This window comes from Deinococcus ficus, from assembly GCF_003444775.1.
Classification (GTDB): Bacteria; Deinococcota; Deinococci; order Deinococcales; family Deinococcaceae; genus Deinococcus; species Deinococcus ficus.
Map to the genome: position 1 here is coordinate 170,805 of NZ_CP021084.1, position 22,343 is coordinate 193,147.

Below are 22,343 nucleotides of genomic sequence, written 5' to 3' on the forward strand. Positions count from 1 at the left end.
TGGGCGCCCGAGCGGGAGGTCAGCACGCCTCAGGGTGGGACGGGTTCCTCAGGGCGTCGATGAGTGGTTCAGGCAGGCACGCCAGGGTGCAGGTGTCCGAGTCGATCAGGCGGACGATGGCCTCACGAGGCCCCAGGACCCAGTCGGCGCTCGCGTAGAAGGCCGCCTGTGATGCCTCCCGGTGGTCGTGATCGGCGTACGCCCGGATGAGGAAGAATTGATCGATGGTGTCCGGGGGTGAGCCGTAGGCGACCACGTCCATGCCCCACCGCTGGTGCAGGGGCAGGCTCTCCTCGACGAACACCTGCTCAAACGCCTGAACGGTGCCAGGCTTCAGCCGGTACGCGCGAAACTCTACGAGCCGTTCTGTGGTCACGCGACCCCTGCTCTCCGTGCACGTGGACCGCGATGAGGTGAGCGCATCCTCCTCCCGACCGTTATCCGTGTCATTCACTTGGCCTCTCCCCAGCGTTCACACGGACTCAGTCGTCACTGGACTGAACTTTGGGCTTGTCCACACCGAGCGTGTGCCCAGTCAGCGCGGCAAAGAAGACGTTGATGACGAAGGCATACACCGCGAACAGGACGCCGTGGCGCAGACGGGAGGAAAGACGGGCCATACCGCGCAGCATAGGACGCCCTTCCCGCGTTCACCGCCACAAGTGTGGCCTGCGCACACACCTGGACGACAGCCACGGTCGGGACGTTTTGCGGAGCTGGTGACGCCCCTGCACCTCAGTGACACTCAAGTCATGAGCACGCGGCGACCTGAGCAGGAAGGAGCACGATCCGTTCCCCCACGCCCTGAATAGCCAGGCCCTGCCCCGACGTGGTGATCCGGCCGGGTTCCCTCAGCACGGCCCAGTCCGGCCCAGGAAAGAACCGCTGCGTGAGCAGCACCCGGCCGCTGTCGGTACACCGCACCACCAGGCTGTCCTGCACATCCCCCTGGCTGGTCCGGGGCTGCTTCTCCAGGTGGATGAGGTCCAGCTCCACGCCCTGGTACGCGGTGGTCGTGACGACCGTCTGGGTCGTGATGTTGCAGGCCGTGAGCAGTGCACACAGCCCCAGTCCGGTGAACGGAAGAGAGGAGGCGCGAAGATGCATGACGCAGTGTCGCAGCCGCCGAAGACCGGTACGGGGCAACCTCACTGGACGCCCTCAACCGTCCTGGTGACCGGCGGCCAGAAGCGTGTCTTGAGCCTGCCGGATCAGCACGCCGGGCCGCTGCGTGACGTCCCAGGCCGGACAGCCGGTGAGGCCCTGCAACAGCCTGATGACGGCCAGAGCGTCCTCCCGCGAGGCCGTGACGTACAGCCGCTCCTGGTGGTCCAGCACCGGGGTGTGCGCCGCGGGACGCTGGGCTTCTTCGCCCGCCCTGCGGCGGCTGAGGTACACCTCGAACTCGGACGGGTCGTCGCTGTGCTCCAGGAACGGGGCGTCGAGCGCCAGGACCAGCCATTCGAACCGCTGACGCTCGGTCCAGGCCGTCGGCACCCGCCCGGACCGCTCGACCGACCGCCGCAGCTCCTGCGCCTGGAAGTCCAGCCACGTCCAGCGTTCTTCGGCGGTGTACGGTGTCTCGAACAGCTTCCGGTACACGTGATGCCCAGTGCCGGCCAGGGACACCAGCACCAGCATCACCAGAGCCGCTGGGCGGTCGATCTTTGTTCCCCAGGCGCTCACGAGAAAACTCATGACCATCAGGCCGACGAAGGCGTACCCCAGGAAGACCAGCATGGTACTCACTCGGAGCTCCGCGTAGAAGTCGGTGCGGGTGCTGCGCGCGTGCGACAGGGTGATTGCGGTGGTGCCCACCAGGGCCTGGCGCACGTCCTCCGGCGAGCCGGACGGGGAGAGCCGGGGCAGCGAGGGGGGAACGGTGGACGGGTCTGACGCCATGAGGTGCTCGCGCAAACCCTAGCGTGTCTCGCGTGCCTGCCGGGCCCACAATGGGACCGTGTGCGACGTCCAGCTGATTCAGGGCGTTCGCTCGGAGCGCTGCTCGCATTGCCAGGGGCAATATCTCGCCGTGACGGAAGTTGATCCGGCGAAGAACTGGGGCGCCTGCCTCAACAGGCTCTGCCGGGGGCATGACGCGGAAACGCTCAACGCGGCGATCTCCGTCTGGTGGCTGTTCTACCCCCACCCGTTCTAAGCGGCTCACCCCCGCCCGCCCTGAATGCTGAGGCGCAGGCAGCCCTGCGTGATCAAGCTGTTCGGCACGCTCCAGCTGTTCGGCGCTCTCCAGCCACCCACCTGCGGGGCACCATCGGAAGGCGGGGCTGGCCACCCGGACCCGTCCCGCCACTGCTTGTCCGAACCGTTTCACTTCCTCGCTCTGGACCCAAGGAGACCCCGCATGCGGCCCATCGACATCACCACTCAGGCGGAGTACGACGCCATCCTGGACATCCTGCCTGGCAAGGTCCTCGACCTGGTCGCCAGCCGCATTCACCAGGTGGAAGAGATCGTGCTCGACCAGGGCCAGAACCTCAAACTCAAGCTCGACGGTCTGCGCCTGGAGTTCCCGATTCCCATCACCGAGACCGAGATCAACTACACGCAGAAGAAAGTCGGGAAGTTCCGCGATGACGGGCGCCGCGGCCTGCCCGGGACCCTGCACCGCATCAGTGGTGACTTCGACGAGGACGGCCTGGTCGACAAGATCACCGTCCGCGTCGCGCGGGCCATCATGGGCGTGGCGGAACCCCTGCGCAAGATCATCGAGGACGCGCACGGCATTGCCGTGATCGGCCCGCCCGCGGTCGGCAAGACCACCCTGCTGAGAGACGTTGCGCGCATCCGCGCGGAGAAGCTCGGCTCGGGCCTGATCATCATCGACTCCTCCAACGAAATCACGGGCGACGGCAAGACCCCGCACCCGATGATGAGCCGCGTGCGCCGCTTCAAGGTCGGTGACCCGGAGCAGCAGGCCCCCAAGCTCAGACGCGCCATCCGCAACCACGGTCCTGAGGAGATCCTGATGGACGAGGTGGGCTACAACGGCGACGTTCCCCTGCTCGTGTCCGCCTCGAAATTCGGCGTGTCGGTCATCGCCACGATGCACGGCAAGGTCCTCGGTGACGTGCTGCGCAACCCCCCGCTCCTGCCACTGCTCGGCGTGGCCATCGACGAGCGGAACGGCGAGCTCGTCAAACGCTCCGACACCTGTTTCGACACGGCCATCGAGGTCCGCGCCAAGGGCCGCTACCTCGTGCACCAGAACCTGAACGGCGCCGTCGAAGAACTGCTGGCCGGCGCTGAACCTCAGGGCCTGAAGGTTGGGCTCTGGCCTGAACTCAAGCCCACGCTCAACGCCTGACCACACCCCTTGCAAGGAGACCACCCATGACCAAAGACGCCGCCGCCAAACCCGTCATTGAACACCTCAGCGCCCTGCTCGGCGCCGTGCCGGCGAACGAGCTGTGCCTGGTGCTGGCCCACTACGAGGAGGCCATCCGCACCGGCAAGTTCCTCGCGGTGCCGATCGAAGGCCGGGACTTCACGCTCAAGCACCTGAGCGTTCAGGGTCAGGCGACGGAGAGCCAGGTCACCGACGAGTTCGTGGAAGTGAGCGACGGCTGGACGAACTGGCTGGAGAAGATGCGCCGCGAGTCCCGGTACGCGATCATGAGCAACACCGGCAGCATCGCCACGACCGAGGAACGCCTGAACACCGTGGATGATTTCGCGGTCCTGGCCCGACTCCGCAAGGAGCACCTGGCCCAGCGCGACACGGCGGCCGCCCGGGCCAAACCCAAGCCGGTCAGCAAGGGACCCGCCGCTGCGAAGCCGAAGGCCGGGAAGGGGAGTGAGGGCGGAGCGGCCAGGGCCAGGGGGACATCATCCACCCCAGGTGCGCCCGGGACCAGCAAGGCTGCCCCAACTCCGGCGGCTGAAATTCCTGGGGCGCCCGCAGCCCCGGCGGAGCCCGCAGCCGGGCTGGCCGCTGGCTGACCACCTCTGCCCCACCGCGCCCCCAGGAGCCTGCCAGAGGCCCTGGGGGCCTCGCTCTTCCCAGGAGGCCGGCGTGTCGTGTCCAGCGACCACCCACGTGCCTCCTAGGCTGGGTCAAGGAGTGCCATGAACATCATCAAACCAGGACGCCAACGGGTCATTCTGCCGATCACGCAGCCGGAGCAGGTTCTCCTCGACCGGCTGTACCGCCTCGACGGTGCCTGGACCATCCAGGAGGGGCTGGACGCTCTGGGTGCCGATCGGCTGCGCGCCATGATCGACCACCAGTGCCTGGGGGTGACGCCCACCGCGATGGGCGATCTGCTGCTGTTGCTCGCCCACGGGCGCATCGCCACGTATGGGGGGGCCAGTGCGTCAGTGAGCCTGAACGGACAGATCAATCAGGCGTACTTCCGCCTGTCGCTGCAGGCGCTCGGGTGGCGGTACCCCCAGCCGGGCGAGCCGGTCCGCAACCTGGAATCGTACGATCCGACGGGACGCTTCAAGGAAGTGAACACCGAGTTCGGCCTGGCCCTCGTCGCGGGGAAGCTCACGTCTGACGGGTACTCGACCGACTACTTGCGCCGGATGACGGACCGCCTCAAGAGCACGGCGCTCTTCGAGAATTTCTACGTGATCGTGCTCACGCCCAACGCCCGCCGGGGGCGGCAGCACGCAGCGAAGCACGGGGCGTTTCTCAAGGTCATCCAGGTCCTTCCCGAGCATCCCACGCCCCCTGAGTTTGATCATCAGGTCGATGGCCGTGCGGACAGGCGCGTCTCAACAACGCCTCCTGAACCCGCTTTGGCCGGAAGCTTCTGGAAGCAGGACCAGAGGTACCTCAGTCTTCCGCCCGGCGTCCTCCGGACCCTGCAGATGCCCCGCGACGAGCGCGTTGAACAAGCCATGCTCAGCATCGAGTGCGACGGGGTCATGAGCGCCGCGCAGCTGCGGTCCTACTACGGCCTGATCCCGGAGGATCTCCAGGGCATTCACCGCATCCAGACGATTCTCCGCACCACCCCGTCGCAGCGCACCAGCGAAGTGAAGGTCGAGTTTCTGACCCTGAGCCGACGACTGGCCCGCCAGGAGATGCACCGCCTCGCCCACCGGTGCGGGACGGGGCGGATCCGGCATCTTGTGGACGTCCGGCCCGACCCAGCAGCGTACAAAGCGGAGTACCGCGGCACCTTGAAGGCCGAGGAACCAGACGCTGTGATTTTCGGGAGTGACGGGCGGGAACTCGCCGTGGAATTCGACAACGGCACGTATCTCCGGAGGGTGATTGACCGGAAGCTCGGCGCCTTCCAGGACCGGGGGTTTGACGAGGTGATCTGGGGCGTGTCCAACCCATTGCGGCAGCGGAACCTGACCCGTGAAATCGGGAGCCAGCTCAAGCGCGAAATCCTCCTGGCCGAGTGGTGGAAGTAGCCGCAGTACCCCTCAGCTGAACCCAGGCGCCTGGTCATCAGGCGCCTGCTCTTCTGTGGGGACGGCACGCTTGTTCAGGGCCAGCATGGTCTCCATCCCCTTCCTTCCCGCGCCTCTGCAAGCAGCGGCCCGCCTTCCTCGCGGGGCACCTGGAAGTCGGTGTTCCAGGCCCGTTGCCTGGATCGGGGTCAGTACACAAATTGCCACCAACGAGGACCGAAAATTGAACCTGCATTCCCCTGTGATGAAGGGCAGACCACACGCTGATTCGGAGCCAGTTGATGCTTTCGTGACGGTGCCTCAGAGGCTCTTCGGCTCTCGGAGCCTGTGCTCGACGGATGCGTTGACGTCTCACGCGGACCCCGAACTCTTGAAGTTAATCGCTGGGACCACCCCCGACCTACAGAAGTTATTCGGGACCCTGTTTCCGACCTACAGAAGTTATTCGACCAGGGAAATGGGACCAGTTCCGACCTATAGAAGTTAATCGGTGGGCAAACTCAGACCAACAGAAGTTATTGGGGTGCGGGAAAACGCAGACAGTAGCAGTTAATCCCATTACCTTCATACAGCTAGAGAGGAAAATACTCTGTCGTTCCCCGACCTGGCGTTGCGGGGTGAGGCCGCCTCCGGTTTCACCGCTGCGATGTGCCGTATGGGCTGGTGCTGGGGCGTGATGGTGGTGGGGCGTGCGGGTGGTGTCGGTGGCCTTGGTGTGGGTGGTGTGGCGGGCGGTGTTCGGGCCGGGGTGTGGCGGGTGGGATGCGTACACGAATTCGGTGGTGGACAGGACCGTTTCACCCCGCGGCGGCGGGGTTCACGCGTGGGCATGGACACCTTGTTGAAACCGTCGGTCGGGAGTCGGGAGCACCTGTTCTTTTTTGGCGAGGCGTTTCGTCTTGCGGTGAGTGTGGAGCGGGGTCGGGAGCGCGTGTTGTTCCTGCGGGATGAGGCGGTCTCGGATGGGGATGGCCGGGCGGGTCTGGGCGCGTCGGGGGACGTGGGGTTCAAGGTGCAGCGGGAGTTGCGCCAGGGCCGGGACGTGTTCGTCTTATCGGGCCGGGCGGAGCGGCGGTCTGAGGGGGAGGTGTCGGTGGTGGTGGAGCGCGCGGACCTGCATGTCCGGCCGGAGATTGTGGAGGCGACGCGGTCACTGGCGGAGCGGAACGCGGCGGCGTTGTCGGACCGGTTGATGGGCATGGCGGTGCGCGCGGTGCAGGAGACGCTGGACCGGTCCGGCCGGCCGGTGCGGGTGGTGTCGTCTGCGGATGCGGAGGTGGGCGCGGCGGACATGGAGGACCGGGTGATGACGGGGGTGACGGACGAGGACGACTTCATCGATCCGGACCTGTTGGAATTGACACCGATCTCGGCGTTCTTCTGAGGGCGTGTCAGGGTGAGCGCCGGACCTGGAGAGGAAGGGGGAGCTGTTCCCCCTTTCTCTTTTTTTGTGTGGCGGTGTTGCCTGACGGTGGAGTGTGCCGGCGCGGCTCGGGAAGGGCGCGTTCGTGGATTGGGTGTCTCGCTGGGCGGCGCGGTCGGGTGGGCGAACGGCGAAGAGATCTGACCGCCTGTCGGCGGTGAGGGGCGAAGCATGCGGGTCAACCAGACGCGGGTGAGAGACACTCCCCGACCTGACCCCAAGGAGCAGACATGAAAGCAATTCTCGCGACCACCCTGATCGGTACCCTCGCCCGCGCGCTGACCATCAAGACGGTCGGCACCACCGACATCGCCGAAGGCACCCTGGCGATGGACAGCATTCAGAACGGACGCACCCTGACGAACTACATTCCGGTGGTGTTTGTCGGCGCGGCGGCCCGCCGGGTGTTCGACCGCACCACGGCCGGCAGCGTGCTGTCGGTTCAGGGCGCGCCGCGTCAGGAGAAGTGGGAGAACGCCGAGGGCGGGAAGCGCTCCCGCGTGCGGATTCAGGCGCTGCGCACCGAGGTGCTGAGCGGGGACTTCGCGACGGTCGTGGACCGGGCGGGTGGCACGCGCCTGGCGCAGGGTGTGAACCAGGTGACGCTGGGCGGGAATCTGGTGGCCACGCCGGAGGTGCGGTACACGCCGGGCGGTGACGCGGTGACGGACTTCAGTCTGGCGCTGAACGAGAAGTACACCACGCGGAAGAACGAGGTGAAAGAGCGCGTGTCGTTCGTGGAGGTCACGGCGTGGAAGGACCTGGCGGAGTTCGTGGCGACGCTGCCGAAGGGCACGCCGCTGACGGTCCTGGGCGCGGCGGTGAGCGAGTCGTGGACGGACAAGGACGGGCAGAAGCGCTCGGTCCTGAAGTTCGAGGCGGGGAGCATCTTCCAGGTGCAGCCGCCGGAAGGCCGGGCGGCGCAGCCGGACGCGCACGAACCGATCAGTGACGAGGCCGCGGCGGAACTCGCGGACATGGCCGAGGAGGACATGCCCTTCTGACCCTCGCTTCCAGGCAGGCTCCCTTGACCGAGGGGGCCTGTTCTGTCGTGGGCTCGGCTGCTCGCGCGCTCCCCTGCCGGGCATGGAAGGGCGTTCACCCTGGCGGGTGAGGGGCGGGCATGACGCAACTGGTGGATTTCTCCCTGCCATTCCCTTCGGTCTTTCCATCCCGTGACGCGGCGGAGCGGGCGTGCGCGGATGTGGCGTCGGGGGTCCTGGTGGACGAGGACGGCGTGATCCTGGCGGAGGTGCAGGACGGGGTGGTCACGGCCGCCTGACCGACCCGGCACCTGCGAACATTCCTTGAGGGCACTTCCTGACGGACGTGCCCTCTTGTGCTGTGGTCGGCCGGCGGCACAGTCCGGGCGTGCGGCTCAGTTCGGCGCGGACTTCGCGGTCTCCGTGGGCGGGGCAACGGACCTCACCCGGTCCGGGTGCGGGAGGCGGCATGACTGGCATTGACCTGACGGCCGACACCCTGAAGCGTCCCTCGTATGGCCTGGACCCGGAGCGGTGCATGAACCCGCCGTTGAAGCGGGAGAGGCAGCGGCACATTCTGGAGGAGGCGCTCCGCCTGAAGATTCCGCTTCCCCTGCTGACGTCCCCGGAGGATCAGGAGGGACAGGCGGTGGTGCTGTTCGGTCAGGGAGAGGCGATCGTGATGGACGCCGCCACGCCGCTCGCTGCGCTGTCGGACCTGACGCCGGAGGAGCGTTCCGGGGACTGCGTGCTGGAGTCAAGTGACCCGGCGTGGACGGGGCTGCGCTTCCGGGTGTCCGGGGGGAGCGGGTGCGGCGTCGGGTACCTGGGTCTGGGCTGGTCCCGGGACGTCCTGGTGGAGCACCTGATGCGCGTGTACTCCAACCTGGACTTCGTGTGTCTCGGCGCGGACGTCAGCTTGAACGCGATGCGGGAAGCGCGCCGCGCGCGGCCCTGAACTGACCGAGATGTCCGAACGCGTGTCGGGGGTGGGGCGCGGGCGGACTTCACCCGGGCGCCGCCTACGCTGAACGCATGTTCTCCCTGCTTCAGAGCGTCACCACTGCGCGGGGCCTGGCCTTCGTGCAGGGCCGGGGCGGCCTGACCGCGAGTGTCCTGGATGCCCACGCCCTCGCGGACGCCCTTCAGGACCAGGCGGCCGCGCACCTGCCCACCCTCGGCGGCACGCTCCGCACGGAAGTCCACCCGGACCACGCCGCGCTGTTCTGGCAGTGCGGTCACCTCGGGGAGGACGTGGCGCTGCTCGACATTCCATGGGCGAACGTGCCGTTCGTCGCGTACGCCCTGCGGCGCGACCGGGTGCCGCTCCGCGAGTGGCAGCGCACGGCCGGCGGTGTGCTCTGGCACCTCGACAGCCGCTGGCAGGTTCAGGCGGCCGTGACCCCGGAGCAGTTCTCGGCCGTGCTGCGCAACCCCCACGACCCGCGGCTGTGGACGGGCGACCTGCACGCCCGCGGCGGGACGGTGCAGCTCAAGGTGCTGAGCCTGGGCGCCGGGCCGCGCGGCGCGGCGCACCTTCACTTCGCGGACCTCGCCGCGGTCCGCTGACAGGAGGCCTGGCATGCACACCCTGACCGTGACCGACACCGCCCCGAACACCCTGCGCGCCTCCAGCGAGCAGGCCAGCCTGACCCTGATCGGCACCGAGGCGGTGCTGGTCACGCCGGGAGGTGAAGTCCGCCAGCGCCTGCACCCGGAGGACGCCGTGGCCCTGCTCGCGCTGACACCAGGGACGCTGCTGAGCTTCCAGGAGGCGTAAGCAGGACCTTCACCCGCGGGACGCGGGTGGAAGGCGCGGCATGATTCTTCCTGACCTCGCTGCCATCAGCACCGCGTACGGCTTCACGCACTTCACCGCCCCGCACTCCAGCGTGGCGCTGATCGTCTCGGTCCGTGAGCTTCACGCGTGCCTGCTCGCCGACGCACTCGACGCGCGCCAGGAGGCGGAAGTGCCGGCCGCGCAGGGCGGGACCGTGCGCCTGACCTACCGCGCGGCCGAGCCGGGCGGGTACCGGCTGGACATGGTGGAGTTCACGTGGGTGCGCCCTGGCCAGCCCGGTCAGGACGTCGAGTCCCTGCGCGGCTGGGCGCTGACCTTGATCAGCGTCGAGGACTTCGGCGGACACCGCGCGCTCCTCGCGGCTGCGCTGCGCCGCGGGGACCGTCCCCAGACGCCGGTGAAGGTCCGCGCCTGGGCCGGGCAGACACTGGTGGAGGCCGGGACGACCTCCCTGACCCTCCCGGTGCCGCTCGACCAGCTGACGCGGGCGCTGCAGGCCCCCTGGGAGGAGCGGCACTGGACGGGTGGCCTGCGCGGCATCGACCTGTTCGACATGGGAGGCGAGGACGGCGGCATGGCCTGCTGGGCCGTGCAGGTGCCGTACCAACGCGCCGGCAGTTGGAGCGCCACGCCGTCCGAACTGATCCTCGGGCTCAGTGACCTGCGGCACGACCCGAAGTTCGCGGACCTCACCCCCTCACCCTGAGCGGACCCGCGCGGCCGGACCCCGCCGTCCCAGGCCGCGCCACCCCTGCACCCCGCTTCCTTCCCTCACCGGAGTCACCATGTCTGACCTTGCCCGCCGCGCCGACGCCGCGGTCCGCGCCCTGACCCTGCCCCCCCTGCCCGTCCGGCCTGGGGACAACCTCGCCGGCCTGAACGCCGAAGAGCGCCAGGCGCTGCTTGACCAGCACGCCGAGTACGACCGTGCCCGGGCGACGTACGACGCGGCCCTCTGGACGTACCAGGAGCAGTTGCGCGCCATCGAACGCGCCTTCGCGGAGGACCTCGCCGCCGCGTACCTTCCGGGCTGCAACCCGGCCACGCAGGCGCGGGTCTTCACCCTCGCCTGGACGCAGGGGCACAGTGACGGCTACCACGAAGTGCAGTCCCAGTACGAAGCGCTCGCCGGCCTGATCCAGGGCGCGTTCGACGACGCCCGGGTCACGGCGGACCCAGCCCGTGCCTGAAACCAGCCGGGTCTCGACACCCGAAGGAGCTGTCATGCCTCACGCTGCCCGACCTTTCACGCCGCACCGCCGCCCCGAGTACGCGGCCGCGACCGTCGCGGCGACGTTCCGCCACGCCACCGGCCGCCCCTGCGACCTGGCCAATGTCCTGCTGGAAGAACTGGCCCATGAGGACGTCCCGGCCAGCCGCGTCACCGCCTCGCATCTCGCGCGGCTCACCGGAACGCCGGTGATCTACGACGCCGTGCAGCTCAGCGCGGCCGAGTGCGCGGTGAGTCTGGCCACACCGTCCGGCCGGCACGAGGTCGCCCGGGTCGTGCTGGGCCACTCACCGGACGCGCAACGCGCCCGGGACCTGAACGCCCGCCTCACGCAGCTGCACCTCTCCGAGCAGCGCCACGCTGGTGAGTCGCCCCTGGAACGCGAAGCGCGCCTGGAGCTCGAAGCGGAGTGCGAGATGGAGGCGTGCGCCGTCGAGGAGGACGGGGGCTGACCCGGCCCCGCCGGAGCCCCTGATCCCCGGGCTGGCCGGACCTTCACCCGCGGGTCGCGGGTCCGCGCCGTGGCATGGACGTTCACTTCCACCGCCCGGGCCTCCGCATCACCTTCCGGCGTCTGCCTGCCGGGCTGCTGTACCTGCGTGAGGAGTCGCCCCGGCCGGGCAGCAGCGCGCACGTCACCGCCCTGGCACGCCGCCCGCACCTGCTGCAGCAGGCCCTGACCGGCCGCACCGTGACGCTCCCGCCGCAGGAGACCGACCGGCGCCTGCTGCGCACGGCCGACGACCTGCGCCGCGTGCGCCTGCCCCCCCTCACCCGCGAGGAACGCCACCGGCTCGACCAGCTGAGCGGCGACGCCTTCGGACCCCGGACGTAACGGCAACAGATTTCACGCCCCTCCCGCAGGGAGTGTCGTTCCTGACCCGCACCTTCAAGGCGGAACTCACACTCAGGCCGCCTGCCAGCGAAGTCCGACCGGGCTTCTCCCAAGTGAAGGAGGTGCCCGCATGAACAACTACGCCAGAATCAGCAGTGAGCAGTGGGACGTCATCCAGCGTCAACGCCAGGTGGCCGCTCAGACCCGCCGGCCCGGCCCGTTCCGCCGCCTCGTGCGGCGGCTGCGCCGCGCCCTCACGAAAGGGCGGTCCACGCCCGCCCTGAACTGACCTTCAGCCCCCGCTCCCGGCGGGGGTTTTTCATGGACGCCCGGCGCGTCCACCCCCTTCACCCCAGCGGGGTGGACGATGACCCATGACCGTTCCTGTCGACCCGTCCGTCACCCACGCCCTGAGCCCCCTGCCTGACCAGGGCGACGGCATCTTCCACCTGAGCGCCTACGGAAGCGTCGCGCGCGTCATCAGCCGCGCCGGGGCGGAAGGCCGGCTCGTGCTGATCGGCGAGGGGCAGCACAGCGGGCACGCCGTGAAGTTCCATCCCGTGCCGGTCATCAAGCTCGGTGAGCGCTGGTACGAACTGCTGCGCGACGGCGTCCGCGAGGCGCTGCTCGGCCTGCACCGCCTCGGCGCGCACTTCCCCGACGAGACCGTCGACGACCTTGACGGGATGCGCCGGGACCTGCTGCTCCCCACGCCCGGCGACGAGCAGTACCGCTGGTGGTACATGGTCACGCACGTCGCCGGCGCGCAGAGTGGCAACCGGCAGGGGGACGTCACCGTCACCCAGGGCGCGCGGCACTACCCCGGCACGATGTTCGAGTGGGACGAACCGACCTTCACGCCCGGCCTGAGCATCGACGACACCGACGCCCCCCAGGCCCTGAAAGACGCGGTCCGACGCGCCTGAGCCGCACGCGACGCCCCCTCCCCGGAGGGGGTGTTTTCATGGGCCGTCCAGGCGCCGCCGTTCCCTCCCGTCTCCCGCCTCTGGCCCGGCTCGGCTGCGTTTTCCCGGGGGTGGGCCGGCCGACCACCAGGAGATCTGACCGCCTGTCGGCGGTGAGGGACGAAGCATGCGGGTCAACCAGACGCGGGTGAGAGACACTCCCCGCCCTGACCCCAAGGAGCAGACATGAAAGCCATCCTCGCAGCGACGTTGATCGGGACCCTCGTACGCCCCCTGACCCTCCGGACCATCGGCACCACCGACATCGCCGAAGGCACCCTGGCCATGGACAGTGTTCAGAACGGACGCACCCTGACGAACTACGTCCCGGTGGTGTTGATCGGCGCGGCCGCCCGGCGGGTGTTCGACCGCACCACGGCCGGCAGCGTGCTGTCGATTCAGGGCGCGCCGCGTCAGGAGAAGTGGGAGGACGCCGAGGGCGGGAAGCGCTCCCGCATGCGGATCCAGGCGCTGCGCACCGAGGTGCTGAGCGGGGACTTCGCGACCGTCACCGACCAGGGGGGCGGCCAGCGCCTGGCGCAGGGCGTGAACGAGGTGACGCTGGGCGGGAACCTCGTCGCCACGCCGGAGGTGCGGTACACGCCGGGCGGGGACGCGGTCACGACGTTCAGCCTGGCACTGAACGAGAAGTTCCGCACGCGGAAGAACGAGGTCAAGGAGCGCGTGTCGTTCGTGGACGTCACCGCGTGGAAGGACCTGGCGGAATTCATGGCGACGCTGCCGAAAGGCACGCCACTGACGGTGCTGGGCGCGGCCGTGAGCGAGTCGTGGACGGACAAGGACGGGCAGAAGCGCTCGGCCCTGAAGTTCGAGGCGAGCCGGATCTTCCAGGTGCAGCCGCCGGAAGGCCGGGCGGCGCAGCCGGACACGCACGAGCCGATCAGTGCCGCCGCCGCGGCGGAACTGGCGGACATGGCTGACGAGGACATGCCCTTCTGACCCAGGCGCACCACGCCCCCTCGAACGAGGGGGTTTTTTTCTGATCCTCCGTCCCGGTGCACGGCCCTCACCCCGCGCGCGGGGTGACGCGCGGCGCATGCTTTACTTCGCGAGCACGAGCAGCAACCTCGACGACCTTCAGGCCCACCCGGGCGTGGGCGTGATGACCGGCCCGCGGTGCGGGGGGCTGGGGAGCATCAAGGGACTGCAGCGGCCGTGGGCGAGCGACTGTGACGCGCTCAGCAAGGACGGGTACAGCGACGACGCCTACATCGCGCACCTGGAGCGCCTCGGCGGCCTGCACGCGACGTGCCGGTTCGTGGTCGTGCCGGACATGCCCGGGGACGGCGAAGGCACCCTCGCGGCCTTCTACGCCTACGCGCCGCTGCTCGCGCCGCTCGGGTTCCCCCTGGCGTACTGCCTGCAGGACGGCGCGGAAACGCAGGAGCTGCCCCGCTGCGACGTGGCGTTCCTGGGCGGCACGGACGACTGGCGGGAAGCGCACGGCGCGTGGCTGCTCGAACGCGCCCGGGACGAAGGCCTGCGCACGCACGTCGGGCGGGTCAACAGTGCGCGGCGGGTGGTGCACCTGAGCTTCTGCCACGCCGACTCCTGCGACGGCACGTACGTGGCGTTCAGCGGCGTCGAGCGCGGCATCCGCACGATCGGGTCGTGGCTCACCGCCGCGGCCCGCCCGAAACTCTTCGAAGCGGGCGACATTTCCGCCATGCAGCTCAGTGTCGACCGGGTCCGCTCCCTGCGGGGCGCGCGGCGCCAGGGCGCCCGGACCCGCGGCACCCCGGGGCAGGCGCCGGAGATGCCGGGCTTGTGGACGCCCGGGAACCTCGTCTTCCCCGAACCGGTGGTGCTGACTGAGCCGCTGCCGTGGCCGGCGGACGCGGCGTCCTGACCAGCCTGCCAGGCCCACGCCGGCCAGGGTCCGACGCCCGGACCGGCCGCGCCCTTTGCGGGGCCCGGCGCCCCGCACTTGAAGGACGAAACCACGCGTCCATAGGATGACCTTATGAACCCCGAGTCCCAGTACAAAGTCGCCCGGCTGATCCGGATCCAGGAAAGCATGCGTCTGAGCCGGTCCACCGAGGACGTCGACCGGCCGCTCGACCATGAAACGGACCCCTGGATGCGCGAGGCCGAGCGCGGCCTGGCCCGGGGCCAGCTGCACACCCTCTCCCCGATGGCGCTGTTCATGGCGGTCGTGTCCGGCCGGGCCCTGCTCCTGCAGATGAGCGGCCACCCGCCCCGGATGCTCGACGTCATTCGCGAGACGCTCGAACCGCTCGAAACGTACTTCCAGGACGCCGACTTCGACTTCCTCGGCCCGGCCCTGATCGCCTGAACACTCCTTCCCGCCGCCCCCCGGTGCCGCTGAGCCCCGGGGGGCGCGTGCTGTGGCCCGGCCGGACTCGTCTCACCGCCTCACCCGCACGCGGGTGCCGGGGCACGCATGCCGAACCTGCAACGCACCACCCTCCACCTGACTCCCGCCCTCACCCCCGCCGTGCACGGCCCGGCCGAAGGGACCGTCCGCAGCGTCGCGCTGTGGACCCGCAACGCGGATGGGCACGCGTCGGTCTCCCCCACCACCTGGTGCCCGCACGAGGCCGCGCAGGCGCGGGAGGTCCTGGCCGGACAGCTGGGGCACCTCGACCAGCAGGACGTCCTCCAGGCGGGCCTGGCCCAGCTCGGCGAGGCGGGCGAGGTGCTGGGCATCGACGTGCTGTACAGCCGCGCCGACGCCCTGCCCCTCAAGGTGGCCGGCATTCATGCGGACCTCGCGCCGTGCCCGCCGGTGCTGCTGCTCCACCAGGACGCCGCCGGGCAGTGGCAGGCCAGTCCCCTGGACCCGCACGACGCGCCGCTGCCGGAGCATGACCGGATCGGGGTGTGGTGCGAGACCCCGGACGCCGAGGGCCTGATGTCCACCGCCTGCGGGGACACGTTCGTCTTCCCGGCCAGTGACGACGGCGAGCACGACGCCGGCGGGTACCTCGACAATTACGCCCGGGCGGACGGACCCCTGCAGCACTTCGCGCTGCGGGCCGGACTGTGCGGCCTGAACGCCCTGGACCAGATCGTGTGGGTGAAGGTGCTGTACGCCACCCCACCCGCCGGCAGTGACCTGCCGCAGACGCGGGCGGCGTACGTGCCGCGCTGGTAAGCGCGTGGACGGGGGCGGCGCGGGAACCCCGTTCACCCGGGGGCCTGACGGCCCTCTTCCCGGGTGAGGGCCAGGCATGCAGACCCAGGACGCTCCCTCCGCCATGCAGATGGCCCAGACGCCCGACGCCACCGCCCTGCTCGACCTGATCCCGGCGGGCACGCGCGGTCAGATCGAAGCGCGCGTGCGCCGGTTCACGCCGGAGCAGCGCCGCGTCCTGCACTGGGTCGTCGCCACGCCCCGCAACCTGATCATCGAATCCACCGCCGGCAGCGGGAAAAGCACGGTGCTGCAGGTCATGGCCGAAGTGCTCAGCGCCATGGCGCCCACCCGCAAGATCGGCGTGATGGCGTTCAACTCCACCATCGCGCGGGAACTGCAGGACAAGATGCCCGCGGGCGTGCAGACCGGCACCATCCACGCCATCTGCAACAACCTCCTCAAAACCCACGCGCCGCGCGCGCCCAAGGCGAACGAGTTCAAGGAACGCAACCTGGTGCACGCCTACATCAAGGAACGCGGGCTGGAAGGGCACGCGTTGCTGCAGAACCTCGTGAAGCTGATGGAGCTCAGCATGGTCTACCTCAAAGGCCAGGAGGACGAACTGCGCGCCCTGGCGGCCGAGCATGACCTGAAGTTCGACGCGCACCTCAAGCTCGCGCCGATCATCAAGGAACTGCACCTGCGGTCGTTTGGTGACTTCCTGCGCACCGGGGAGGTGTCGTTCACGGAGATGCTGTACCTGCCCATGCGCCTGAACGTCGGCAAAGGCAGCCTCGACGTGCAGCTCGTCGACGAGGCGCAGGACCTCAACGCCCTGCAGCACCGCGTGATCCGCTGGCTGGCCGGCGACACCGGCCGGGTGATCTTCGTCGGGGACAGCGACCAGGCCATCTACCGCTTCTCCGGCGCGGACAAGCAGGGCCTGGCCCGCGCGGAGGAGATTTTCGCCGCGGTCAAACTGCACCTGACGGTGACCTTCCGCTGCCCGAAAGCCCACGTCGCCCTGGCGCAGCGGTACTCCGATCACATCCGCGCGTTCGACGGCGCGAAGGAAGGCACCGTGCTGCACGTCGACGAACGCGACCTGCCCCGGCAGCTGCGCGGCGGGGACCTCGTGATCAGCCGCAAGGCCGCGCCGCTGATCGAACTGGCGCTGATGCTCACCCAGCAGCACCAGAACGTCGTGCTGCTCGGCATCGACATCAAGAAGAGCATCACGCGCCTGGCGAAGCTCGCGTTCCCGCACACGTTCACGCTCGCGGACATCGAGCAGCGGTTGATGGCCCTGCACTACCAGCTGACGGAGAAGCACTTCCAGAGCGGCCTGAGCGGCGGGGCCCTGCGCGCGGCCGCCACCCGCGACACGGACCTGATCGCCTGCGTCGCCGCGCTCGCCACGACCACCTGCCTGCGCAGCGGCGGCACCGGCACCGGGGAGGGCGTCATGGCCCTGCTTGAGGACCTCCAGAAACGCGGGCGGGGCGCGCCGATCAAGCTCTGCACCATCCACAAGGCCAAAGGCCTGGAGGCCGAGCGCGTCACCATCCTGCGGCCTGAGGAACTCGACGACGTGCGCGGTGACGCCGACGAAGTCCGCGCGGTGGCGTTCGTGGCGTACACCCGCGCCAAGGACACCCTGCTGCTCACCCGCAGCGCCGCCGCGCAAAGCCCCGCGCTGAGCGCCGAACCGCAGCTGCGCCGCGGGGCGTGACCGGGGCGGATGCACGGCCAAAACCACCCACTTGCACGCGGGTGGTTTCGCTGCCCCACACGGCAAAAAGGCCCTCACCTCGCCCCCGGAAACAGGCGAGGTGAGGGATGTAGCATGAATGTCATGTCCTGGATCAAGAACAAGAAAAAAGCCGTTGAGGAGAGGCTTGAGCCCCTCACCGGCAAGCTTGAACCGCTGAGCGCACCGCCGCGTCAGGGCCCCCCCGGCATTCCCGCCCAGCCCACCACTGCGGCGCTGGGCACCGCCCCGGCCGTGAACGTCATCCCCGGCGTGGAAGTGGGCGAGGAGGAACGCGGCACCGAACCCGACCTGCGCCAGCGCCTGGTCTACACGGCCTCCCCGAACGTGCCGGTCCCGGACGTGCAGCCGGCGCCCGCCCCGGCCGTCCCGCCGGTCCAGGACCTCATCGCGCCCAGCGGCGAGACCCTGACCCTGCCTGTGGACGAGCCGGCCGCCGAGCCGGAGCCGGACGCGGAGCGGCTCGCTCAGGTGCAGGCGGCCCAGGCCCTTGCCCGCGCGCAGGCGCAGCGTGAGGAGGAAGCGCAGGCGCTGTTCGCCCAGCCGGGCGCCGCGCGGACGCAGGACGTGCAGATCAGCCTCTCCGTCCAGTCCCTGCCGTACGTCGACACCACCCGCCGGCCCGGGTACGCTCGGGAGAGCGTCGGCGCAGGCGGCGTCGTGTTCGCCGTGCAGGGCTGGTTCCCCCAGGCCGCGGTCAAGGCCGCGTCCACGCCGGTCTTCACGCCCGCGCCCGCCAACATCGCCGTGCAGGTCCCGGCCCCGCCCGCCGCGGAACCCGCCCCGCCCGCCGTGGAACCCGCCCCGCCCGCCGTTCAGGTGGCACCGGAGCAGCCGGCTCCGCCCGTCACGCCCGCCGCGCCGGTCCTGGCGTCTCCCGCGCCCGGGGAAGCGCGCGTCGTGCCGCTCGGCACGCACGTGGAAGAGCAGTTCATCCTCAACGCCGAAAGTCTGCTCGGCGGGGACGACCACGTCCACGCCCTCGACCGGCCGGGCCCGGACACCAGTGACGACGAGCAGCTGCGCGCGATGCTCGCCGAAGAAGCCCGCCGCGGCATCCAGGAAGCGTCGGAGCGCGCCCGCGCCCAGGAGAACGCCCCCGGCGACCCGCACTGACCCGCGCGCTCCGCAGGCGGCCACGTTCCCGGCAGGGCGTGGCCGCCTGCGTTCACCCACCCGGCCCCTACCATCCGGAAAGCGCGTTCCATCACCCACCGGGACGCGCCGTTCGGGAAGGACAGGCGCCCACGGTCCTTCCCACAGGAGACCCAATGCGCGGAGAGAACACCGTCATGATCAAAGCCGCCCTCGCCCGGACCCCGGAGCTGCGCCACACCGGCACCAACGTCCCGGTGCTGGAGTTCACCCTGGCCGGCGAGCAGGTCCAGGCCGGGCACACCACGCCCTTTTACGTGAACACCTCGCTGCTCGGTGAGCAGGCCAGGCAACTCGCTGACCGCGCGCTCGAGGCGGGCGCGGTCATGCTGGTCAAAGGGGCGCTCAAGACCGACGAGTGGGGCGCCGAGGGTCAAAAGCGTACGAAACTCACCCTGAACGCCCTGCGCGCCGAAGTCGTGCAGGAAGACCCGGAACTGCTGCAGGACGCCGCGGGGGGCGTGCGCATGCGGGGGGCGTACAACCGCGTCGAGGTGGGCGGCAACGTCACCCGCGACCCCGAGCTGCGCCACACGCCGGCAGGGGACGCCGTGATCGACATCGACATCGCCTGCAACCAGCGCTTCACCGACCGCAGCGGCCAGCCTCAGGAACGCACCGATTACGTCCGCATCACGCTCTGGCGCGAGCTGGCCGAGCGCGCCCACGCCACCGTGCGCAAAGGCATGCCCCTCTTCGCCAGTGGCATGCTCATCAGTGATTCCTGGGAGGACCGCGACGGCGGCAAGCGCAGCACGCTCAAGGTGCAGGGCGAGCAGTTCTTCATCATCAGCCCACCCTCCCGCCCTGCCGGCGCCACCCGCCCCGCCAGTGCCCCCCGCCCCGCCCCGGCGCAGCGCCCTGCACCCCGTCCGGCCGCCGCGGGCCCCGGGGCCGGCACGCCGCCCGACGACGACCTGCCCTTCTGACCCCGCGCCCCCCTGACGCCCCCTCGGCCGAGGGGGCGTTGTCATGGCCGCAACCCCCCTCACCCCTCCAGGGTCCCCGGCCCGTCACACCCTGCGGACCTTGCCACGAGCCGACCGGCCTGGCCGGGTCCGCTCGCCGTGCCGGTTCAAGACTCCCAGAGGTGACGCCATGCTCAACCTGCTCGAAGACGTCCGTGCCGACCGCCACCACGTCCGCCTGCGCCTGCCGCGCGGCGCCCCGCCCCTGACCCTCGAGCGCGCCGACGCGGCCCGGCTCGGCGAGGCCCTTCTGGACGGCCGGGCCGCGCAGGTGACCCCCGCCCAGGGCGGGCAGGTGCTCGTCGGGAGCGCCAGCGGCCAGCTGACCCTGACCTGGGACGCCGAGACCGGGCGGGTCGGGGTGCTGGAGACGGATGACGTGCCGCTCCACCGCCTGATTCTCGCCGGCGCGCTGTGCCACGGCGAACCTGGCGGCCGGGCCTGGGTCGCGCCCGGCGTCACCCGCACTCACCTCGGCAGCGGCGTGAACCTGCTGAGCCTGCACGCCGGCACCGCGGACCTGCTCGCCCTCACCACCGGCGGCCCGAGCGCCCCCCGCGCCCGGTACGCCGGGTGGGTCACCGCGGGCGGCGGGTGGCGCCTGGAAGTGCGCGTCACGCACCACGCCTACCGCCAGACCGGGACGGTACAGTTCACGCCCGGCCAGGCCCGGCGCCTGGGGTGGCGGCTGCGCGAGGCGGCCGACGACATTCCCGCCCTTCACCTCCCTGCCGCGGAGCGGGCGGCCGAGGCGGAAGTGCACGACCGCCTGCTGCAGATCTGCATGCACGACCCCGGCCGCACCCGGGCCCTGAGCCTGCCGAGTGCCCGGCGCTGCCAGCAGCTCGCTTCCCGGGCCCGCTCCGCCGAGCCTCAGCACCTGGGACCCTCACCGGTGTAATGCGCACCGCCCGGGGCGGTCACTACACCGGGCGGGCCTCGGCTACCTCAGACCATCCGGGTCGCTCGCCCACCTTGCGCCCCCCAGTCAGGAAGGTCACATCGAAGGAGAAGTCCTTGAGGCGAATCAAGCGACCTTCCTGTTGGGCGTGGTCCTTGAGGTACGGGGTACACGAGGTTTCCCAACTGGCCACTTCGATGTTCCAGCCCGATCAGGGGATCAGCGTGGACGGGCTGATCCCGAACGCCTTGGGCGCGGCCTCCGGGGACCGGGTTTGCACGGCGGGCTCGTTGTTGTGCGTGCCGAACTTCCAGTCATCCGGCAAAAAGGGAGAGAGGGCAGAAACGACCAGAGCGATGACCGCAAGCACCACACCTCGTTTCGAGACCACGAGGCCCTGCTTGGTGGCGGCCATACTCTCCTCGGCCGAGCGGGCGGACATCAGGCTGGTTCGCACGTCGATGCCTTCCTTCACAGTGGCGGCCTGTTGGACCAGGCGCAAACGGTAGTGATCGACGTTACGGATGACGCGTCTCAGGCCCTGAGTCGGCAGGTCACGGCCACTTAAGCTGACCCGGTGATCGGGCGTGAGGACGACACCGCTGCCTTTCACTGTCTTCATCTTGGCTGTGAACGGACCATGGACAATCGTGCGCGACGAATGCGGTCCAGTCGGCTTCCACTGAAAGCCTCGTTCTCGAAGGCCTTCCAGGGCGGTGATCCACGTGCGGCCCGCCAGCAGCACGTCTTCCACGGCGTCCAGCGTCCGCTGCATTTCGCTGACCTGCCGCCACGTTTCGAGCAGCTTGGTCTGATGCGTCGCGCGCTGAGCCGGATCATTGAGGTCAAGGGGGAGATCGAGCGAGGTAACGGACAGGGTTCCCGTTTCGTTCAGCCTGGTGGTCAGAGCCCGGGTGGTGAAGCGCAGCGTGAGGGTGTCGGCCAGGATCATCGGGAGGTACCTGCTCAGGTCAGTCCCGACGTACGTCTGGATGCTCGAACTCAAGGAGCTGGAACCGCTCATGGGCAGACCTGTATCCGGAAGTTGGTAGATGAGCCCGCTGTAGAGGGGCCGCGACGCGGGAAGGTCGTGCCAGTTCCAGCCGATGGCCAGGCGCTCGTCTTCCAGAATCCAGGCCTTGAACTGGGCCTGGAGTGCCCGGGTCACCTGAAGCGGAAAATCCATGAGCGTCAGCATTGCCGGCGAGAGCTGGGTAGGAAGCTTCAGGGAAGCGAGGATGTGCAGGCCGTCGGTTTGGATGGTCCAGTCGCCCAGGTGCATGTCCTTGGGGAGAGTGGGCCAGGAAGCGGCGGGGACCTGGTATTCCAGCCAGTCCAGCGTGCCGAAGGGGTTGCCGTCGACCTTCAAGGTCGTGCCTTTGGATTGGGCAAAGTGGCTGAGCTCGGCGCGGTTGACCGCAGCGAAGTGCTGGGGGAGGAGGTGGTCGACGCTGCTTTCCGGGCGCGCGTCGTTGAACTCGCGGGTGAAGGCGGCAGCACAAGCCGAGATGTCGGTCAGGTTGTGCCATGCGCCCATCGGGGGAGCGTCCTCAACGGTCCTGACGTGCGCGGTGTAGTAGAGGGTGGCATTCGGGGTCAACCCCGAATGGGACTTCTCGTGAGGAGACTCGCTCATAAAAAACTCTACGCAGTGTGAGAAGAATAAGTTCCCGCGTGGTTGCTCCGCAGCCATGAGGTAATCCAGCCGACTGGACTGCAGCTGCTGGTCGTGCCGGGCGATGTGTTCCTCACACGTCGTGTCTTTGCTGGGGTACACGCGGTGGGTTACCTGCCGGTC

The 22,343-nt window shown here is 69.5% G+C and carries 29 protein-coding genes; 24 read left to right on the forward strand and 5 right to left on the reverse strand.

Annotated elements, in window-relative coordinates; genetic code table 11:
- Positions 1 to 19 precede the first annotated feature (19 nt).
- The 4 genes from DFI_RS19080 to DFI_RS19090 form a co-directional block, all read right to left on the reverse strand.
- Positions 20 to 376, reverse strand: coding sequence for an NIPSNAP family protein (locus DFI_RS19080; protein ID WP_027462748.1), 357 nt, complete (start codon positions 374 to 376; stop codon positions 20 to 22).
- A gap of 106 nt (positions 377 to 482) precedes the next feature.
- The gene (locus DFI_RS20440) at positions 483 to 620 is read right to left on the reverse strand and encodes a hypothetical protein (RefSeq protein WP_155864534.1); all 138 of its coding nucleotides are present in this window, start codon (positions 618 to 620) and stop codon (positions 483 to 485) included.
- Positions 621 to 750: 130 nt separating this feature from the next.
- A complete protein-coding gene (locus DFI_RS19085) occupies positions 751 to 1,107 on the reverse strand; it encodes a hypothetical protein (RefSeq protein ID WP_027462749.1) in 357 nt (118 codons plus the stop codon).
- A gap of 54 nt (positions 1,108 to 1,161) precedes the next feature.
- Positions 1,162 to 1,902 (reverse strand): hypothetical protein, encoded by a 741-nt coding sequence (locus tag DFI_RS19090; RefSeq protein ID WP_081425824.1) that lies wholly within the window; start codon positions 1,900 to 1,902, stop codon positions 1,162 to 1,164.
- 58 nt (positions 1,903 to 1,960) lie between these two features.
- On the opposite strand from DFI_RS19090, the gene DFI_RS19095 reads away from it, so the two are divergent.
- The 24 genes from DFI_RS19095 to DFI_RS19200 all read left to right on the forward strand — a co-directional run bounded on the left by DFI_RS19095 (position 1,961) and on the right by DFI_RS19200 (position 20,545).
- A complete protein-coding gene (locus DFI_RS19095) occupies positions 1,961 to 2,158 on the forward strand; it encodes a hypothetical protein (protein WP_027462751.1) in 198 nt (65 codons plus the stop codon).
- Positions 2,159 to 2,362: 204 nt separating this feature from the next.
- Complete coding sequence (locus DFI_RS19100) at positions 2,363 to 3,325, forward strand: hypothetical protein (RefSeq protein ID WP_043777873.1); 963 nt, start codon at positions 2,363 to 2,365, stop codon at positions 3,323 to 3,325.
- 26 nt (positions 3,326 to 3,351) lie between these two features.
- Positions 3,352 to 3,960, forward strand: a complete 609-nt coding sequence (locus DFI_RS19105) for a hypothetical protein (RefSeq protein WP_027462752.1) — start codon at positions 3,352 to 3,354, stop codon at positions 3,958 to 3,960.
- A gap of 126 nt (positions 3,961 to 4,086) precedes the next feature.
- On the forward strand, positions 4,087 to 5,391 hold the full coding sequence (locus DFI_RS19110; RefSeq protein WP_027462753.1) for a hypothetical protein: 1,305 nt from the start codon (positions 4,087 to 4,089) through the stop codon (positions 5,389 to 5,391).
- A gap of 829 nt (positions 5,392 to 6,220) precedes the next feature.
- Positions 6,221 to 6,775: a hypothetical protein gene (locus tag DFI_RS19115; protein ID WP_027462754.1), complete on the forward strand. Its 555-nt coding sequence runs from the start codon at positions 6,221 to 6,223 to the stop codon at positions 6,773 to 6,775.
- Between the two features lie 269 nt (positions 6,776 to 7,044).
- A complete protein-coding gene (gene ssb / locus DFI_RS19120) occupies positions 7,045 to 7,818 on the forward strand; it encodes a single-stranded DNA-binding protein (RefSeq protein ID WP_051307708.1) in 774 nt (257 codons plus the stop codon).
- A 119-nt stretch (positions 7,819 to 7,937) separates the two neighbouring features.
- The gene (locus DFI_RS20445) at positions 7,938 to 8,096 is read left to right on the forward strand and encodes a hypothetical protein (protein WP_155864535.1); all 159 of its coding nucleotides are present in this window, start codon (positions 7,938 to 7,940) and stop codon (positions 8,094 to 8,096) included.
- Between the two features lie 170 nt (positions 8,097 to 8,266).
- Entirely contained in the window at positions 8,267 to 8,755 is a 489-nt protein-coding gene (locus tag DFI_RS19125) for a hypothetical protein (protein ID WP_027462755.1), read from the forward strand.
- A 77-nt stretch (positions 8,756 to 8,832) separates the two neighbouring features.
- Positions 8,833 to 9,366: a hypothetical protein gene (locus tag DFI_RS19130; protein WP_027462756.1), complete on the forward strand. Its 534-nt coding sequence runs from the start codon at positions 8,833 to 8,835 to the stop codon at positions 9,364 to 9,366.
- A 13-nt stretch (positions 9,367 to 9,379) separates the two neighbouring features.
- Entirely contained in the window at positions 9,380 to 9,577 is a 198-nt protein-coding gene (locus DFI_RS19135; RefSeq protein WP_027462757.1) for a hypothetical protein, read from the forward strand.
- 40 nt (positions 9,578 to 9,617) lie between these two features.
- Positions 9,618 to 10,304, forward strand: coding sequence for a hypothetical protein (locus DFI_RS19140; RefSeq protein WP_027462758.1), 687 nt, complete (start codon positions 9,618 to 9,620; stop codon positions 10,302 to 10,304).
- A 79-nt stretch (positions 10,305 to 10,383) separates the two neighbouring features.
- Positions 10,384 to 10,788, forward strand: a complete 405-nt coding sequence (locus DFI_RS19145) for a hypothetical protein (protein WP_027462759.1) — start codon at positions 10,384 to 10,386, stop codon at positions 10,786 to 10,788.
- A gap of 34 nt (positions 10,789 to 10,822) precedes the next feature.
- Complete coding sequence (locus tag DFI_RS19150; RefSeq protein ID WP_027462760.1) at positions 10,823 to 11,281, forward strand: hypothetical protein; 459 nt, start codon at positions 10,823 to 10,825, stop codon at positions 11,279 to 11,281.
- Between the two features lie 74 nt (positions 11,282 to 11,355).
- A complete protein-coding gene (locus DFI_RS19155; protein ID WP_027462761.1) occupies positions 11,356 to 11,664 on the forward strand; it encodes a hypothetical protein in 309 nt (102 codons plus the stop codon).
- A 130-nt stretch (positions 11,665 to 11,794) separates the two neighbouring features.
- Complete coding sequence (locus DFI_RS20450; RefSeq protein ID WP_155864536.1) at positions 11,795 to 11,953, forward strand: hypothetical protein; 159 nt, start codon at positions 11,795 to 11,797, stop codon at positions 11,951 to 11,953.
- Between the two features lie 85 nt (positions 11,954 to 12,038).
- Positions 12,039 to 12,590, forward strand: a complete 552-nt coding sequence (locus DFI_RS19160) for a hypothetical protein (RefSeq protein WP_027462762.1) — start codon at positions 12,039 to 12,041, stop codon at positions 12,588 to 12,590.
- 225 nt (positions 12,591 to 12,815) lie between these two features.
- A complete protein-coding gene (locus tag DFI_RS19165) occupies positions 12,816 to 13,589 on the forward strand; it encodes a single-stranded DNA-binding protein (protein WP_051307709.1) in 774 nt (257 codons plus the stop codon).
- Positions 13,590 to 13,686: 97 nt separating this feature from the next.
- Positions 13,687 to 14,499, forward strand: coding sequence for a hypothetical protein (locus DFI_RS19170; RefSeq protein ID WP_051307710.1), 813 nt, complete (start codon positions 13,687 to 13,689; stop codon positions 14,497 to 14,499).
- A 114-nt stretch (positions 14,500 to 14,613) separates the two neighbouring features.
- Positions 14,614 to 14,946 (forward strand): hypothetical protein, encoded by a 333-nt coding sequence (locus DFI_RS19175; RefSeq protein WP_027462763.1) that lies wholly within the window; start codon positions 14,614 to 14,616, stop codon positions 14,944 to 14,946.
- A gap of 108 nt (positions 14,947 to 15,054) precedes the next feature.
- Positions 15,055 to 15,768, forward strand: coding sequence for a hypothetical protein (locus DFI_RS19180; protein ID WP_027462764.1), 714 nt, complete (start codon positions 15,055 to 15,057; stop codon positions 15,766 to 15,768).
- A gap of 76 nt (positions 15,769 to 15,844) precedes the next feature.
- On the forward strand, positions 15,845 to 17,482 hold the full coding sequence (locus DFI_RS19185) for a UvrD-helicase domain-containing protein (RefSeq protein ID WP_081425814.1): 1,638 nt from the start codon (positions 15,845 to 15,847) through the stop codon (positions 17,480 to 17,482).
- A gap of 123 nt (positions 17,483 to 17,605) precedes the next feature.
- Positions 17,606 to 18,637, forward strand: coding sequence for a hypothetical protein (locus DFI_RS19190; protein WP_027462766.1), 1,032 nt, complete (start codon positions 17,606 to 17,608; stop codon positions 18,635 to 18,637).
- A gap of 176 nt (positions 18,638 to 18,813) precedes the next feature.
- Positions 18,814 to 19,605, forward strand: a complete 792-nt coding sequence (gene ssb, locus DFI_RS19195) for a single-stranded DNA-binding protein (RefSeq protein ID WP_162145415.1) — start codon at positions 18,814 to 18,816, stop codon at positions 19,603 to 19,605.
- 169 nt (positions 19,606 to 19,774) lie between these two features.
- Complete coding sequence (locus DFI_RS19200; protein WP_027462767.1) at positions 19,775 to 20,545, forward strand: hypothetical protein; 771 nt, start codon at positions 19,775 to 19,777, stop codon at positions 20,543 to 20,545.
- Positions 20,546 to 20,756: 211 nt separating this feature from the next.
- On the opposite strand, the gene DFI_RS19205 is transcribed toward DFI_RS19200, so the two are convergent.
- Positions 20,757 to 22,181, reverse strand: a complete 1,425-nt coding sequence (locus tag DFI_RS19205) for a hypothetical protein (protein ID WP_155864537.1) — start codon at positions 22,179 to 22,181, stop codon at positions 20,757 to 20,759.
- Positions 22,182 to 22,343: the final 162 nt, after the last annotated feature.

What these genes read in the sequence shown, in the direction of transcription:
- DFI_RS19130 (WP_027462756.1), top strand. Translation starts at nt 8,833, where the DNA reads ATGTTCTCCCTGCTTCAGAGCGTCACCACTGCGCGGGGCCTGGCCTTC.
- DFI_RS19145 (WP_027462759.1), top strand. Translation starts at nt 10,384, where the DNA reads ATGTCTGACCTTGCCCGCCGCGCCGACGCCGCGGTCCGCGCCCTGACC.
- ssb (WP_162145415.1), top strand. Translation starts at nt 18,814, where the DNA reads ATGATCAAAGCCGCCCTCGCCCGGACCCCGGAGCTGCGCCACACCGGC.
- ssb (WP_051307708.1), top strand. Translation starts at nt 7,045, where the DNA reads ATGAAAGCAATTCTCGCGACCACCCTGATCGGTACCCTCGCCCGCGCG.
- DFI_RS19135 (WP_027462757.1), top strand. Translation starts at nt 9,380, where the DNA reads ATGCACACCCTGACCGTGACCGACACCGCCCCGAACACCCTGCGCGCC.
- DFI_RS19160 (WP_027462762.1), top strand. Translation starts at nt 12,039, where the DNA reads ATGACCGTTCCTGTCGACCCGTCCGTCACCCACGCCCTGAGCCCCCTG.
- DFI_RS20450 (WP_155864536.1), top strand. Translation starts at nt 11,795, where the DNA reads ATGAACAACTACGCCAGAATCAGCAGTGAGCAGTGGGACGTCATCCAG.
- DFI_RS19150 (WP_027462760.1), top strand. Translation starts at nt 10,823, where the DNA reads ATGCCTCACGCTGCCCGACCTTTCACGCCGCACCGCCGCCCCGAGTAC.
- DFI_RS19175 (WP_027462763.1), top strand. Translation starts at nt 14,614, where the DNA reads ATGAACCCCGAGTCCCAGTACAAAGTCGCCCGGCTGATCCGGATCCAG.
- DFI_RS19165 (WP_051307709.1), top strand. Translation starts at nt 12,816, where the DNA reads ATGAAAGCCATCCTCGCAGCGACGTTGATCGGGACCCTCGTACGCCCC.
- DFI_RS19100 (WP_043777873.1), top strand. Translation starts at nt 2,363, where the DNA reads ATGCGGCCCATCGACATCACCACTCAGGCGGAGTACGACGCCATCCTG.
- DFI_RS19140 (WP_027462758.1), top strand. Translation starts at nt 9,618, where the DNA reads ATGATTCTTCCTGACCTCGCTGCCATCAGCACCGCGTACGGCTTCACG.
- DFI_RS19190 (WP_027462766.1), top strand. Translation starts at nt 17,606, where the DNA reads ATGTCCTGGATCAAGAACAAGAAAAAAGCCGTTGAGGAGAGGCTTGAG.
- DFI_RS19200 (WP_027462767.1), top strand. Translation starts at nt 19,775, where the DNA reads ATGCTCAACCTGCTCGAAGACGTCCGTGCCGACCGCCACCACGTCCGC.
- DFI_RS20445 (WP_155864535.1), top strand. Translation starts at nt 7,938, where the DNA reads ATGACGCAACTGGTGGATTTCTCCCTGCCATTCCCTTCGGTCTTTCCA.
- DFI_RS20440 (WP_155864534.1), bottom strand. Translation starts at nt 620, where the DNA reads ATGGCCCGTCTTTCCTCCCGTCTGCGCCACGGCGTCCTGTTCGCGGTG.
- DFI_RS19155 (WP_027462761.1), top strand. Translation starts at nt 11,356, where the DNA reads ATGGACGTTCACTTCCACCGCCCGGGCCTCCGCATCACCTTCCGGCGT.
- DFI_RS19105 (WP_027462752.1), top strand. Translation starts at nt 3,352, where the DNA reads ATGACCAAAGACGCCGCCGCCAAACCCGTCATTGAACACCTCAGCGCC.
- DFI_RS19085 (WP_027462749.1), bottom strand. Translation starts at nt 1,107, where the DNA reads ATGCATCTTCGCGCCTCCTCTCTTCCGTTCACCGGACTGGGGCTGTGT.
- DFI_RS19185 (WP_081425814.1), top strand. Translation starts at nt 15,845, where the DNA reads ATGCAGACCCAGGACGCTCCCTCCGCCATGCAGATGGCCCAGACGCCC.
- DFI_RS19125 (WP_027462755.1), top strand. Translation starts at nt 8,267, where the DNA reads ATGACTGGCATTGACCTGACGGCCGACACCCTGAAGCGTCCCTCGTAT.
- DFI_RS19170 (WP_051307710.1), top strand. Translation starts at nt 13,687, where the DNA reads ATGCTTTACTTCGCGAGCACGAGCAGCAACCTCGACGACCTTCAGGCC.
- DFI_RS19090 (WP_081425824.1), bottom strand. Translation starts at nt 1,902, where the DNA reads ATGGCGTCAGACCCGTCCACCGTTCCCCCCTCGCTGCCCCGGCTCTCC.
- DFI_RS19180 (WP_027462764.1), top strand. Translation starts at nt 15,055, where the DNA reads ATGCCGAACCTGCAACGCACCACCCTCCACCTGACTCCCGCCCTCACC.
- DFI_RS19115 (WP_027462754.1), top strand. Translation starts at nt 6,221, where the DNA reads ATGGACACCTTGTTGAAACCGTCGGTCGGGAGTCGGGAGCACCTGTTC.
- DFI_RS19110 (WP_027462753.1), top strand. Translation starts at nt 4,087, where the DNA reads ATGAACATCATCAAACCAGGACGCCAACGGGTCATTCTGCCGATCACG.
- DFI_RS19205 (WP_155864537.1), bottom strand. Translation starts at nt 22,181, where the DNA reads ATGAGCGAGTCTCCTCACGAGAAGTCCCATTCGGGGTTGACCCCGAAT.